The sequence below is a fragment of the Nocardia citri genome, from assembly GCF_054065835.1.
In genome coordinates, this window is sequence record NZ_JBSUQM010000003.1 from 273701 (window position 1) to 287772 (window position 14072).

The 14072-nt window shown below is 66.4% G+C and carries 12 protein-coding genes; 6 read left to right on the top strand and 6 right to left on the bottom strand.

What is annotated here, in order from left to right; translation table 11 throughout:
• Positions 1–26 precede the first annotated feature (26 nt).
• The 3 genes from ACW2Q0_RS07185 to meaB are packed head-to-tail and all read left to right on the top strand — an operon-like array spanning position 27 to position 5214.
• Complete coding sequence (locus ACW2Q0_RS07185) at positions 27–1874, top strand: methylmalonyl-CoA mutase family protein (RefSeq protein WP_457187421.1); 1848 nt, start codon at positions 27–29, stop codon at positions 1872–1874.
• On the top strand, positions 1874–4174 hold the full coding sequence (scpA, locus tag ACW2Q0_RS07190) for a methylmalonyl-CoA mutase (protein ID WP_457187422.1): 2301 nt from the start codon (positions 1874–1876) through the stop codon (positions 4172–4174). Before ACW2Q0_RS07185 ends, scpA begins: the two co-directional genes overlap by 1 nt.
• Positions 4171–5214 (top strand): methylmalonyl Co-A mutase-associated GTPase MeaB, encoded by a 1044-nt coding sequence (gene meaB / locus ACW2Q0_RS07195; RefSeq protein WP_457187424.1) that lies wholly within the window; start codon positions 4171–4173, stop codon positions 5212–5214. Before scpA ends, meaB begins: the two co-directional genes overlap by 4 nt.
• Before the next feature lie 169 nt (positions 5215–5383).
• Here the strand turns inward: meaB and ACW2Q0_RS07200 are convergent, their stop codons facing one another.
• On the bottom strand, positions 5384–6271 hold the full coding sequence (locus ACW2Q0_RS07200; protein WP_457187426.1) for an amidohydrolase family protein: 888 nt from the start codon (positions 6269–6271) through the stop codon (positions 5384–5386).
• Entirely contained in the window at positions 6268–7296 is a 1029-nt protein-coding gene (locus ACW2Q0_RS07205) for a nucleoside hydrolase (RefSeq protein WP_457187749.1), read from the bottom strand. The genes ACW2Q0_RS07200 and ACW2Q0_RS07205 overlap by 4 nt, the downstream gene beginning before the upstream one ends.
• 56 nt (positions 7297–7352) lie before the next feature.
• Between ACW2Q0_RS07205 and ACW2Q0_RS07210 the strand changes: the two genes are divergently transcribed.
• A complete protein-coding gene (locus tag ACW2Q0_RS07210) occupies positions 7353–7688 on the top strand; it encodes a hypothetical protein (protein WP_457187428.1) in 336 nt (111 codons plus the stop codon).
• A 30-nt stretch (positions 7689–7718) separates the two neighbouring features.
• Here ACW2Q0_RS07210 and ACW2Q0_RS07215 read toward each other — a convergent pair whose 3' ends face one another.
• Complete coding sequence (locus ACW2Q0_RS07215; protein WP_457187430.1) at positions 7719–9065, bottom strand: CoA transferase; 1347 nt, start codon at positions 9063–9065, stop codon at positions 7719–7721.
• Positions 9066–9109: 44 nt separating this feature from the next.
• Here ACW2Q0_RS07215 and ACW2Q0_RS07220 point away from each other — a divergent pair, with 44 nt between their 5' ends.
• Positions 9110–10015 (top strand): dienelactone hydrolase family protein, encoded by a 906-nt coding sequence (locus tag ACW2Q0_RS07220; RefSeq protein ID WP_457187432.1) that lies wholly within the window; start codon positions 9110–9112, stop codon positions 10013–10015.
• A 49-nt stretch (positions 10016–10064) separates the two neighbouring features.
• Positions 10065–10838 carry a thioesterase II family protein gene (locus ACW2Q0_RS07225; protein ID WP_457187434.1) on the top strand — a complete coding sequence of 258 codons (774 nt, stop codon included), beginning with the start codon at positions 10065–10067 and terminating at the stop codon, positions 10836–10838.
• Here the strand turns inward: ACW2Q0_RS07225 and ACW2Q0_RS07230 are convergent.
• The 3 genes from ACW2Q0_RS07230 to ACW2Q0_RS07240 all read right to left on the bottom strand — a co-directional run bounded on the left by ACW2Q0_RS07230 (position 10778) and on the right by ACW2Q0_RS07240 (position 14026).
• The gene (locus ACW2Q0_RS07230) at positions 10778–11167 is read right to left on the bottom strand and encodes a DUF2784 domain-containing protein (protein ID WP_457187436.1); all 390 of its coding nucleotides are present in this window, start codon (positions 11165–11167) and stop codon (positions 10778–10780) included. The two genes, ACW2Q0_RS07225 and ACW2Q0_RS07230, sit on opposite strands and share 61 nt — an antisense overlap.
• Before the next feature lie 42 nt (positions 11168–11209).
• Positions 11210–12679: an SDR family NAD(P)-dependent oxidoreductase gene (locus ACW2Q0_RS07235; RefSeq protein ID WP_457187438.1), complete on the bottom strand. Its 1470-nt coding sequence runs from the start codon at positions 12677–12679 to the stop codon at positions 11210–11212.
• 105 nt (positions 12680–12784) lie between these two features.
• Complete coding sequence (locus ACW2Q0_RS07240) at positions 12785–14026, bottom strand: hypothetical protein (protein WP_457187440.1); 1242 nt, start codon at positions 14024–14026, stop codon at positions 12785–12787.
• Positions 14027–14072: the final 46 nt, after the last annotated feature.

Sequence of the window (14072 nt, forward strand, 5' to 3'; positions counted from 1 at the left end):
GCGTCGAGAGAAGAGGAACAGCAGCTATGCCGATTGCTTCAGAGCCGGTGCCCGATTACGTCGCATGGCGTCAGGGCGTGGCGGGGGTACTGGCGAAGGCCCGCAGGGTCGACGTCGCCGAACTTCCGGAGGAACCAGAAAAGCTGCTCGAGGAGCGCACCTACGACGGTCTGACCATCGCCCCGCTGTACACCCGCGGGGATGAGCGGCCCGAGCTGCCGCTGCCGGGCGAATATCCGTTTGTCCGTGGCCGGGACGCCACCCGAGATGTACATCGCGGCTGGTATGTCAGCGCATTCATCGGCGCGGCCGATGGCGCCGCGGCGAATCGCGAGATTATGGCCGCGCTGGAGAACGGGATCAGCGCGCTGTGGCTCGGTGCCGGTGCGCACGGTGTGCCAGTGGCCGAACTGCCCGCGGCGCTGTCGGGCCTGCTGTTCGAACTGGCGCCGCTGACACTCGCCGCCGGCGATGCGGTTTCCGCCGCGGCACAGCAGGTCTTCGCGTTGCTCGACGGTTACCAGGTCGCCGACCGGACCGAGATTCGAGTCGCATTGGGCGCGGCCCCGCTCACCAGTCGCTTCGCCGGAACCGCGGATATCGAACTGGCGGAGGCGATCACCCTGGCCGGTCAGGCGCTGCAGCGACCGGAGTCCGTGCGCGCAATCGCGGTGGACGGCACCGTCTTTCACAATGCGGGCGCCTCGGACGCCCAGGAACTCGGTGCGGCGGTGGCCGTCGGCCTGGCCTACCTGCGCGCGCTCGCCGCCGAGGGCCAGGACATCGCGGATGCCTTCGAGCAGTTGGAGTTCCGTTTCGCCGCGACCGACGACCAGTTCGCCACCATCGCGAAATTCCGTGCGGCCCGCCAACTCTGGGCCCGAGTCGCGCACGTGTGCGGCGCACCCGCATTCGGTGACGCGCCGCAGCATGCCGTGACCTCCGCGGCAATGATGACCCAGCGCGATCCGTGGGTGAATATGCTGCGCACCACGCTCGCGGCGTTCGGCGCGGGAGTCGGTGGTGCGGACACGGTTACCGTGCTGCCCTTCGATTCGGCTTTGCCGCCCGGTGAACTCGGCGTCTCGAAGTCGTTCGCAGATCGCATGGCTCGCAATACCCAGTTGCTGCTGCTCGAGGAGTCGCATCTGGGTCATGTGCGGGATCCGGGTGCCGGTTCCTGGTACGTCGAGGATCTCACCGCCGCACTCGCCGCCAAGGCATGGGAGTTCATGCAGGAACTCGAGGCCGCGGGGGGCTATCTCGCCGCGCTGGACTCCGGCCTGCTCGCCGAGCGGATCGCCACGACCCGATCGGCCCGGGATGCCGATGTGGCGTACCGCAAGACGGCTGTCACCGGCGTCAACGAATTCCCGAACCTGGCCGAACAGCCGCTGTCCGAGGCCGCGCGGCAGCCCGGTCAGGTGGTTCGCTACGGCGCCGCGTTCGAGGCACTGCGCGATCGCTCGGATGCCTACCTCGCGGCCAAGGGTGTGCGACCGCGGGCGCTGCTGGTGCCGCTCGGTACCGTGGCCGAACACAATGTGCGGGTCACCTTTATCGCGAACCTGCTCGCCTCGGGCGGTATCGAGTCGATCAATCCCGGTCCCCTGAATGTGACCGGAATCGGCACGGCGGCAACGGAATCCGATGCCACCATCGCCGTATTATGTGGTTCGGACAAGCGTTACGCCGAGCAGGCGGGTCCGGCGGTCGAGCAATTGCGTGCCGTCGGCGTCCAGACGGTGCTGCTGGCCGGTGCGGAAAAAGCCGTCGCCGACCTGAGCGCAGCGCAGCGCCCCGACGGTTATCTCGCGGCCCGCATCGATGCGGTGGCCGCACTGTCCGACCTGCTGGAGAAGGTGGGAGCCTGATGACATTGAGTCATATCGACCAGCCGGGCGAAATCGACGAGCCCGGCGGCATCGAGCACCGGATCGGCAGTTTCGCCGAGGTGCCGCTATCCGAACGTCCGGCCGAACCCGCCGACGTCGACTCCACACAGGTCGACGCCTTCGTCCGTGCTGCCGCCGAGGCGAATAACTATGCCGCCGAACAGCTGGTGTGGTCGACACCGGAAGGTATCGACGTGCCACCGGTTTTCACCAAGGCCGATCGCGATGCCATTGCGGCCGAAGGGTATCCGCTCGACAGCGTGCCGGGCATCGCGCCGTTCCTGCGCGGTCCATACCCGACGATGTACGTCAACCAGCCGTGGACCATCCGTCAGTACGCGGGCTTCTCCACCGCCGCGGATTCGAATGCCTTCTACCGGCGCAATCTGCAAGCGGGCCAGAAGGGGCTGTCGGTCGCCTTCGACCTGGCCACGCACCGCGGCTACGACTCCGATCACCCGCGTGTGCAGGGTGATGTCGGGATGGCCGGTGTCGCCATCGATTCCATCCTCGACATGCGTCAACTCTTCGATCACATTCCGTTGGACCAGGTCTCGGTATCGATGACCATGAACGGCGCGGTGCTGCCGATCCTCGCGCTGTACGTGGTCGCGGCCGAGGAGCAGGGCGTCGCACCAGAACAGCTGGCCGGAACCATTCAGAACGACATTCTGAAGGAGTTCATGGTCCGCAATACCTACATCTACCCGCCCAAGCCCTCGATGCGGATCATCTCCGATATCTTCGCCTACACAAGCGCGAAGATGCCGAAGTTCAACTCGATCTCCATCTCCGGCTACCACATCCAGGAAGCCGGAGCCACCGCCGATCTGGAATTGGCCTACACCCTCGCCGACGGTGTCGAGTACATTCGCGCGGGTATCGCCGCGGGTATGGAGGTCGACAAGTTCGCGCCGCGCCTGTCGTTCTTCTGGGCGATCGGCATGAACTTCTTCATGGAGGTCGCCAAACTCCGTGCGGGACGGCTGCTCTGGAGCGAGCTGGTGGCGAAGTTCGAGCCCAAGAGCGCGAAATCGCTTTCGCTGCGGACGCATTCGCAGACCTCGGGTTGGTCGCTGACCGCGCAGGACGCCTACAACAATGTGGCGCGCACCTGCATCGAGGCGATGGCCGCGACCCAGGGCCACACCCAGTCGCTGCACACCAACGCCCTCGACGAGGCGCTGGCCCTCCCGACGGACTTCTCGGCGCGCATCGCCCGCAATACCCAGCTGCTGATCCAGCAGGAGTCCAACACCACGCGGCCGATCGACCCCTGGGGGGGTTCGTATTACGTGGAATGGCTTACCCATCAGCTGGCCAACCGCGCCCGCGCGCATATCGCCGAGGTGCAGGCGCACGGCGGTATGGCGCAAGCGATCGGCGAGGGCATCCCGAAGCTGCGCATCGAGGAGGCCGCGGCCCGCACGCAGGCCCGCATCGATACCGGTCAGCAGCCGGTGATCGGCGTGAACAAGTACCGGGTCGAACAAGATCAGCAGGTCGAGGTCCTCAAGGTCGAGAACTCCCGGGTGCGGGCCGAGCAGATCGAGAAGCTGAACCGGCTTCGGGCCGACCGCGATTCGGCCGAGGTGCAGCGGGTACTGGCCGAATTGACCCGTGCCGCAGCCTCGTCGGAGGGCGGCATGGAGAACAACCTGCTCGCGCTGGCCATCAACGCGGCGCGCGCCAAGGCTACAGTCGGTGAGATCTCCGACGCCCTGGAAAAGGTGTACGGCCGGCACCAGGCCGAGATTCGTACGCTCTCCGGTGTGTACCGCGACGAGGCCGGAAAGGTGACCAATATCAGCAAGGCGATCGAACTCGTCGACGAATTCGCCGAGGCGGAGGGTCGGCGTCCGCGCATCCTGGTCGCAAAGATGGGCCAGGACGGGCACGACCGAGGTCAGAAGGTGATCGCCACGGCCTTCGCCGACCTCGGCTTCGACGTCGATGTGGGCCCGCTGTTCCAGACGCCGGAAGAGGTGGCGCAGCAGGCCGCCGATAACGATGTGCACATCGTCGGTGTGTCCTCGCTGGCGGCTGGTCACCTCACACTGGTGCCCGCCCTGCGGCAGGCACTGGCCGATGTCGGGCGTCCCGACATCATGGTCATCGTCGGCGGCGTTATTCCGCCCGGCGACTTCGAGGAGCTGTATGCGGCGGGCGCGGCGGCGATCTTCCCGCCCGGCACCGTGATCGCCGATGCGGCGATCGATCTGCTGAAGAAGTTGGCGGGTGAACTCGGTCACGAGATCGGCGGCGGCAGCGGCGAATGATTCCAGCATCGCGCGGCGATTCGAGCAGCGGTGGTGGTCGGGCGACGGCTGCGAAGCGCGTCATCGATGTCGACGCGCTCGCGCAGGCGGTCCGCTCGCAGGAGCGGGCCGCCCTTGCTCGGGCCATCACCCTGGTCGAGTCGACCAGGGCCGACCATCGGGAGCTCGCGCAGCAACTGCTGCTGCGACTGACCCCGCCGACCGATACGGTCACCTCGAATCGTGTCGGCATCACCGGTGTTCCCGGCGTCGGCAAGTCGACGTTCATCGATGCGCTCGGCATGGATCTGATCGCCAAGGGGCATCGGGTGGCGGTGCTGGCCGTCGACCCGTCCTCCACCCGCACCGGCGGCTCCATCCTCGGCGACAAGACCCGCATGGCGCGACTGTCGCTGGAGCGCAACGCCTATATCCGTCCCTCGCCGACCGCGGGCACTCTCGGTGGTGTCGCCAAGGCGACCCGCGAGACCATCGTGCTGCTCGAGGCCGCCGGCTTTGACGTGATCCTGGTGGAGACCGTCGGGGTCGGCCAGTCCGAGGTGACGGTTGCGAATATGGTCGATGTGTTCTGTTTTCTGACCTTGGCGCGCACCGGAGATCAGTTGCAGGGCATCAAGAAGGGTGTTCTGGAACTCGCCGACCTGGTCGCGGTGAACAAGGCCGACGGTAGATACGAGGTCGAAGCCAAGTCCGCGGCCCGCGAATTGGCCGGGGCACTGCGCCTCATCCATCCGCACGACGCGCTCTGGCGTCCACCCGTGCTCACCATGAGCGGCCTGCAAGGCCATGGGCTGGACAAGTTCTGGGACACCGTCCTCGAACACCGCCGGGTGCTCACCGAGGCGGGTGAATTCGCCGAGAAGCGGCGCCGCCAACAGGTCGATTGGACCTGGACCATGGTGCACGACCAACTGCTGCGCCGCCTGGCGGAGAACCCGAACGTCAAAGCCATTCGCGCACAGGTGGAGAAGCAGGTGCGCGACGGTACGTTGACCGCGGCCCTAGCCGCTGAGCAGATTCTCGACGCCTTCGACAGTTGAGGTGATGGCCATCCCGCCGATGGAATCGCCCATCCACTCCCTGAAGACGACGCATCGGCGCGCCTGACCACCCTCCCGTGCATGACAGCACGATGGTGCGCCTTGGACGCCAACTTCTCGAGCATCCGTATCGATCTGACCGACTGTAGCCGTCGCGTAGACCCGAGCCCTACGCGATCTCGAAGAGCCGTGCGGCGTTTCGATAGCAGACCTGCCGGAGCCAGGCATCGCCCAGGTCCAGCCGTTCCAGCGCGTGGATCGAATGTCCGTAGGAGTATGGGATATTCGGAAAGTCGCTACCGAACAAAATGCGGTCGCTCATGGCGCGCAGCCTGCCGTGCTCGGCGGTCGGAAAGGGGGCCGAGGCTTCGGTGAAATCGGTCCACACCATTGTCGTGTCCAGGTGCACACCCGGGTATTCCTGTGCCAAATCGAGGAATTCGGAGTACTCGGGTGTGCCCATATGCGCGATGATCAGCTGTAGCCGCGGATAGCGTTGCAGCAGACCGGCGATGGGCTCGGGGCCGGTGTATTCGCCCGGCGTGGGTCCGGAACCGCAGTGGATCAGCACCGGTATCGCGGCGTCCTCGAGCATGCCCCACACCGGATTCAGCAGCGGATCACCGGGATGGAAGTCGCCGACCTGTACATGTACCTTGAACACCCGGGCACCGCGCTCAATGGCCGCCTCCACATAACTGTCGGCGTGATGTTCGGGATAGAACGTCGCGGTGTGCAGACAATCCGGGGTGCGCGCGGCGAAGTCGGCGGCCCATTCGTTGAGCCAAGCCGCCATATCCGGCTTGTGCGGATACACCAGCGAGGTGAACGCGCGAACACCGAAGTCGCGCAATGTCTTCAGCCGGACCTGCTCATCGTCGTGATAGACGATGGGCCACTCCCGGCCGGTCAGCGGACCGGCTGAATCGAAGTACGCCCATACCTTGGCCATGACGTGATCCGGCATGAAATGGGTATGGACGTCGATGATTCCGGGCAGTTCGAGGCGGGTGCGGAACTCGGCGAGATAGGTGTTGTCGTCGCTGTCGCCGATCATCGAGCAGCCTGCGGCGGGTAGACCGACCGCGCGAAGTCACCGACCCTGGTGATCAATCGCTCGAAGAACATCTCCGGATCGGTGCCGATCACGATGTCGGCATTGGGTTCGCGGCCCCACATGCCCGCCCAGTCGGCCACCGTGGTGGCGCGGGTGATGCTGCCGACGAGTTCGACATCGACCGTGGCCGGTCGAGTGATCGCGAGCGCCGGATCCAGCGCGACGGCCGCCGCGAACGGATCGTGCATATGCGCGAGATAGCCCTGGTCGTAGAGCTTATGGAAATCGAAGTAGAACCGGACCGCATCGGTGAAATACCGCACGATCGGATTGCTCGTCGCCGACCTGGCCTCCGGTAAGTCGGTTTCTGAAACCAGCTCGATAGGCAGACTGCCCGCGCGTTCGGCGAGCTGCGCCACATGCTTAGGCCGCATCTCGATGGTCTCGGTGATATCGAGCGCGCATACGATCGGCCGCCGATCGGCTGGGGCGGCGGAGAAGGCATCGAAGACCTCCTTGGCTGCCTCCGGATCCACGTGCACATTCCATTCATTGGTCGGGGTGGTATTGCCGGGGTGATTGAAGGCTCCACCCATGATCACCAGCCGATGCAGCAGCAGGGGCAGCCGCGGTTCGAGCCGAAGTGCGAGAGCCAGATTCGTCAGAGGTCCCGTGCAGAGTCCGATGATCTCGCCCGGAGCCCCGCGCACCAGATCGACCCACATCTCGGCCGCCGACCGGTCCGAGAGCGACCGCGCGGATGGCGGCAGTTCCGCATAACCGACACCCTGCGGCCCATGCGTGTCCTCGGTCGTGCGCAGCGGGATCGCGAGCGGTTGCGCGGCCCCTAGCGCAACCTCGATGTCGGGTGCCCGGCACACATCCAGCCATGCGAGGTTGTTCGCCGCCACCTGTGGTGCGGGCACATTGCCCGCGGTGGCGGCGATCCCCACGATCTCGGCCTCCGGGGAGGCGAGCAGGTAGAGCAGCGCGAGTGAATCATCGATCCCGGTATCGACGTCCATGACGATCTTCTGCCGCACCAGTCGAGCCTAGCGAGCGGGTCAGGGTGGCTCAGTAGGTGGGCGGCGAAGGTGATGACCTCGCGGGTGATGCGCCCGGTCGTGCTGCGGATGACGGCATGCTGGCCAGTCTGGAGAATTTGGTGCGCATCGCGCGAACGCCGGAATCGCGGACATTCATGTCTGAAAGCCTCAACGGTGCCTACGAGGACATCGGTCGAGCGCTACGGGAATCCCGTCCGGATCTGGACACAGACACCGCCCAGGCGATCGCCGAGCTGTATTTCGTGCTGACCCAGGGCCTCGGCATTCTGTGGACGATCACCCGGGGCGACAATCTGCCTGACGGCGCGCGACTGGCCAAGGCCATCGCGGCCTTGGCCGACGAGTCCTGATCAGTCGATTGCCGCTGAACAGCGCGAGTGCTATCGGGTGTGCAGCGGCCACGCCGGCCGGTCCGCGCCGTACGGTGGTGCGGGCCAGGCGTAATCCGGATATTCGGCGAGCACCGGCGCGGCGGTGGTGACATTGCCATGGGTGACCGCCGCCAGCGGACTCGGCGGGGCGGCCTGCGGATGACGCGGGGTTCGGCCGGGTGCGGTGAGGAGCCACGATGCCGTGCGCGCCAATGCGACTCGGACATCGCGACCGATACCGTCCTGGGCGCGGGCGACGAGTGCGTCGATCACCCCAGCGGCGAGCAGATAGCCGGAGGCGTGGTCGAGTGCCTGCGCGGGCAGTGTCCCCGGCACCGCAGGCGCGCCCTCGACAATCGAAATACCCGCTGCGGCCTGAACGATGCTGTCGAAACCACGCCGCCGACCCCACGGGCCGGATTCGCCCCATGCCGATATCCGGCCGTGTACGAGGCCGGGACGACGGGCGGCGGTGAGTCCGGCGTTTTCCAGTGCGCCCGGTCGATACCCGGTGATCAGCACATCGGCGGCGGCGAGCAGCTCGTTGACCAGCGGCAACTGCCGGTACAGATCGAGCAGTGCGGAACGCTTGCCCTGGCAGGTGTCGTGGTACTGCCAGGGGATCTCGGACAGCTGCGGCGGATCGATCCGCAGCACCTCGGCGCCGAGCAGTGCCAGGGTTCTGGTCGCGACGGGTCCGGCGATCACGCGGGTCAGATCGAGTACCCGGACCCCGCGCAATGGCTGCAAGGGCGATGCGCCGATCGGCAGGCCCAGCTCCCCTCGGTCGATCCGGGTGTCGATCGCCACCAGCGGACCCGAGGCGGCGGCTTGGCCCTGCGGGCTCGCCGCCCACTCTTGCTCGGTACGCACCTGGACCGCGATGGCGCCGTGCGCGGCCGCGTTTTCCTCGATATCGGTGGCGCGGCTCATCGCCATTTGGGCGACCGCCAGATCGACGGGGGCGTCGTCGGGCAGTCCGAGCGAGGCGAGCAGCCGCGCGCGGTGGTGCGGGTAGTTGGCATGGGTGCGGACCCAGCCGTCGAAGGTGGGAAAGAATCCGGACAGATCGGCGAATATCTTGGCGGGCGTACCGCCGATACGCAGCAGGCGTTCACTGGCGAAGGCGGCCTCGATCCGGTCCGGATCCAGCCGGTGCAGCACCGGATTCAGGTGGTGTGCGTCGCGGATTCGGTTCGCCGCCGCGGTCACCGCGGCCACGGATCCGGCGGCCAGTGCCCAAACCGGTAGCGTCGCAGCTAAACAGCTGCCCGGATCGGCGGCGGGGATGATGCCGGAGGCCGGCACACCGATTCCGGTCTCGTAGTCGCGGACCAGCTGTTCATGCCCAATCACGAGATCGAGAGTAGTTGTTGTGCCGCAGTAGTAGGGTCGGGGCCATGACGCCGCTACAGCGTTATATCGCCGAAGAGATAGCCACCGACCATGCCGACGGATTGATCGGCCGCCGGGAAGCACTGCGCCGCCTAGGAATGCTCGGGGTCGGGGCCACCGCCGCGGTCGCCTTGCTCGCCGCCTGCTCCAGCAGCGGCGACCAGGCGAATTCCGCGTCGACGGGCGCGAAACCCGCGGCGTCGTCGGCCCCGCCGGGTACCAGCGGCGCCGTCCCGGCCACCGCGATCACTTTCGCCGGGCCGGGCGGTCGCCAGCTACAAGCCGCCTGGGCGGCCGCGCCACAGCCTCGTGGCAGCGTGCTCGTCATCCATGAGAACAAGGGGCTCACCGATCACATCCGTTCGGTGACAGGACGTTTCGCGGGTGCCGGATACTCCGCACTCGCCGTCGACTTGCTGTCCGAACTCGGCGGTACCGCCGCCTTCACGGATCCGGCGGCGGCCACCGCCGAGCTGGGCAAGATCGCGCCGGATCAGTTCATCGCCGATCTGCAGGCGGGGATTGCCGAGTTGGAGCGCCGGGTGCCGGAAAAGAAGATCGGCGCCACCGGATTCTGCTTCGGCGGCGGTCTGGTGTGGATGTTGTTGGCCGCGGGGACGCCGAAACTCGCTGCGGCGACGCCGTTTTACGGTCCCTTCCCGGAGAACGGGGATCTGTCCGGTTCGAAGGCCGCGGTACTCGGCATCTACGCCGCCAAGGACGAACGGGTGATCGCGTCGCGCCCCACCGCGGAGGCGGCGCTGGACCGGGCGGGTCTCGTCCACGAGATCTACGTCGCACCCAATGCGGACCACGCGTTCTTCAACGACACCGGACCGCGTTACAACCCGACCGCCGCCACCGAGGCGTGGCGGCGGGTCCTGAATTGGTACGGAACCCACCTCGGGTGAGACGTAGCCGTTCGCATCGCGATATCGGTGCCGGTGAAACTCTGCGACGGTGAAGGAGATCGACGTGGGTAAGGCCATCGACGCGACCGACTGGCTACGTGTGTTGCGGGCGCATCCCGCGCCGAGCCATCAACTGCTGTGTTTCCCGCCGGGTGGGGGAGCGGTCACCGCATATCGGGCATTGGCCGAACGGTTCGACGACGGCATAGCCGTCGCGGCCGTCCAGTACCCGGGTCGGCAGGACCGGCTCGGTGAGCCCACCATCGCCGATATGGACACCCTCGTCGATCGGATCGTGGCGGAGGTACTGGATCAGGGCCTGGTGCAACGACTTTCCCTGTTCGGTCACAGTAGGGGCGCTACCGTGGCCTTCGAAACCGCACGTCGTCTGGAGCGCAAGGGGCAGCCGCTCACCGCGCTGTTCGTGTCCGGCCGTCCCGCACCGACCTTCGTCGAGCAGGGCCGCCTGCATCTCGGCTCCGATGACGATCTGATCGGTGATCTGGAGCGTCTGGCAACCGATCCCATGTCCATCCGGATTCTGCGCGACGAACCGAGTCTCGCCGAACTCGTGCTGCCCGCCGTGCGTAGCGACTACCAGGCCGTCGAGACCTACCGCTATCGCGCGGGCGCCCCACTGTCCTGCGCGGTGTCGGCCCTGGTCAGCGCGGAAGATCCGACGATGACACCGGAGCAGGCCGAGCAATGGCGCGAGCACACCACCGGCTCCTTCGACCGCACGGTCTTTCCCGGCGGTCACTTCTACCTGGATGACAAGGTCTCCGAGGTCGCCGACCTCATCGCCCGAACCCTCCAGACATAGCCCACCCACGACACCACCACACATACCGCGACCAGCCCGCGCACCAACCCCAGCGCACTCTCCGGGTAGATCACCCCGGTCAAATAGTGGGCGATGAAACCGTTCGGCGGTAGTCCCGCCATCCCGGCGCGATGCCGCGCCCAATTCTCCACATACGTGAGCGGACAATCGAATCCGAAGAGTACCGTGCTGAACCCCCAGCCGAACGCGATCAGATGCAGCCAGATGGTACGCGGCCATCGCCACGCCACGAATCCGCCGACCACCACATACGCCACGAATGCGAAATGCACCAGGGCGGTGGCATCGGCCAGCAGCCGATACGCCATATGCCCAGCGTAGCCCGGTGGTCACGGGACTGGGCTGTGGGATCACCAGGGTGAGGGTTGATAGTCCTTGAGGAAACAGCCGTAGAGGTCGGTGCCGGTTTCGCCTTGGACGATGGGGTCGTAGACCCGGGCGGCGCCGTCCACCAGATCCAGGGGCGCGTGGAAACCCTCCTCGGCGAGACGGATCTTGGTGTAATGCGGCCGTTCGTCGGTGATCCAGCCGGTATCGACGGCGGTCATGAGGATGGCGTCCTGTTCGAACATTTCCCGGGCGCTGGTGCGGGTCAACATATTCAGCGCGGCCTTGGCCATATTCGTATGGGGGTGGCCCGCGCCCTTGTATGCGCGGGAGAACTGGCCCTCCATCGCGGAGACATTCACGACGTACTTGCGGCGAGCCGCGGCGGCGGCCATGGCCGGGCGCAGCCGGGAAACCAGAATGAACGGCGCCACCGAATTGCACAGCTGGACCTCGAGCAGTTCGGTCGGGTCCACCTCCGCGACGGTCTGCACCCAGCTGTTGGTATGCGCCAGATCCGGCACCAGACCACCGGCATCAATAGCGATCCCGCGCGAAATGCGTTCCGGTGTGGCCGATCCCGCGACCAAGGCCAGTTCCGCCACATCGGCCGAGGACAGCGTCGGGGTCAGGGATGCGGTGAGTGCGGTGGGATGCGCCTGCATGGTCTTGCCGAAGGTCACCACATCCGGCAGTGCACCCGCGGGTAGCGGACCGGCTTCGGCGTCGACCAGTGCGCTGTAGGCGCCGGGGGAGCGGCGCACGGTCTGGGCGGCATTGTTGATCAGGATGTCCAGTGGTCCCTGCGCCGCGACATCATCGGCGAGCGCGACGACCTGGGCCGGATCCCGCAGATCGATACCGACGATGCGCAGCCGGTGCAGCCAGCCGGCGCTGTCGTCCATGGCGGCGAAGCGGCGGATCGCATCGTTCGGGAAGCGAGTGGTGATAGTGGTGTGCGCACCGTCGCGCAGTAGCCGCAGCGCGATATACATGCCGATCTTGGCGCGACCGCCGGTCAGCAGGGCGCGCCGCCCGGTGAGATCGGTACGGGCGTCGCGCTTCGCGTGGCTACTGGCCGCGCAGTCCGGGCACAACTGGTGGTAGAACGCGTCGACCTGGGTGTAGCGCTGTTTGCAGATATAGCAGGGTCGCGGGCGGATCAGTGTGCCCGCGCTAGCCCCGGCCGCATTCGAGGTCAACGCAATGCCCGCGGTTTCGTCATCGATCCGATTCGGCGATCCGGTCGCCGTCGCCGCGACCACCGCCCGGTCCGCCTCGGCGACCGCATCTCGGGCCTCGGTTCGCCTGCGCTGCTTCAACTTCTTGAACATATGGCCGACGGCGCGCTGCACCGCGACAGAAGCCGGATCGTCCTTGTCCAGTCGCCCGGCCTGCTCCAGCACCCGCAGACAGATCGCCAGCTCATCGGGGTCGATGGCGGTGCCGCTCGGCGCTGGTGCGGTAGACGTCGACGCGGTGTTCTCGACCATCGGAATGCGGGTTAATCCTTCGTGAACTGGGAGGTTGACCCAGTCATTGTCGCATTCGCGGGTGCACCGGTCGGCGCGGGCGGTCCCGCGCCGACCGGTGGGCCACTATTTGCGCAGCTTGCTCATCGTCGAGGTGGCCGTCTTCTTCAGCAGGTCGGTGACCTCGGACGCACTGAGGATCTTGCCCGAGGACTTCGACGAACTGGAGGAATACTGCGACCAGCTGATGTGGTAGGTGGTCCAGCCGTCGCGTACGGCCACCGAGACATCGGCCGTCGGATCGTCCGACTTGTGCTTGCCGGTGATCACAAATGCCTCGTCACCGAGTCCGGAGATCTTGTCGACCTTCGCGTCCTTGCCGAACTCGCTCTGGGTCCAGGTCTCGTACGACGCGGTGAATTCCGGCCCCGGGTTGGTCTGCTTGTGCACCTGCGCGCTGGTGTAGATCGCGGCGTAGTCGTACTTCTCACTCGACCCGAACGGGGTGAAGCGGACATCGCACCCCATCGAATCCACCGCGGCGTGCTTGGAGCCTTCGTGCTTCGGGTAGGTATGGCCCGAGGAGTCGGTCTTCGACAGCGTGAAGCCAGCGCTGGTGTAGGGCGAGGTGTCGGTGATATCGCAGAGATTGTCGATGTACTGGTAGCCGCGCAGATCGGCATCCTTGCTGATATCGGCCTTGCCCACATCGAAGGCGCCGATCGCGAACATCGCGCCCGCCCATACCGCGGAGGTGACGACGACCGCGCCGAGCGCCCAAAGCCAGCCTCTACCACCGGATTTGGGTGGCTGCGGATACCCGGGTGCCGGTTGCTGGTATCCGGGCATGTGCTGGAATCCGGCGGGCTGCTGGATTCCGGGCTGTTGGAATCCGGGAGCACTTTGTTGGAATCCGGGTGCGGGCTGCTCGAATCCGGGTTGTTGAAGCCCGGGCTGCTGGTGTCCCGGCGCGGCTTGCGGTACTCCGGGCTGCGGGTATCCCGGTGCGGCTTGCGGAGCACCACCCTGCGGGAATCTCGGCTGCGGGTACCCGGGCGTGGACTGCTGATATCCCGGTTGCTGATATCCGGTCCCCGACTGATATCCGGTCCCCGACTGGTAGCCGGCGGGCGCGGCTCCCGGCTGATCGAACGACTGTCGCACCATCGTCGCATCAGCGGGTTGTTGCTCAGCGGCACCGGGTTGCGGTCCCACAGCCGCAACCGGGGGTTGCGACGGCAGCTGATGACCCGGCTGCCCGACCATCGTCGGATCCGATTGTGGATACTGCGGTCCGTGCTGCTGCGGCTGCTCCCGCGCCCACCATGCGTCGTTGGGCTGGTGCTGTTGTTCCCCCGGTCCGGTCATGCGCGCAAAGTACCACCTCGTCGAATTTTCCGGCCACCCAGCGCCT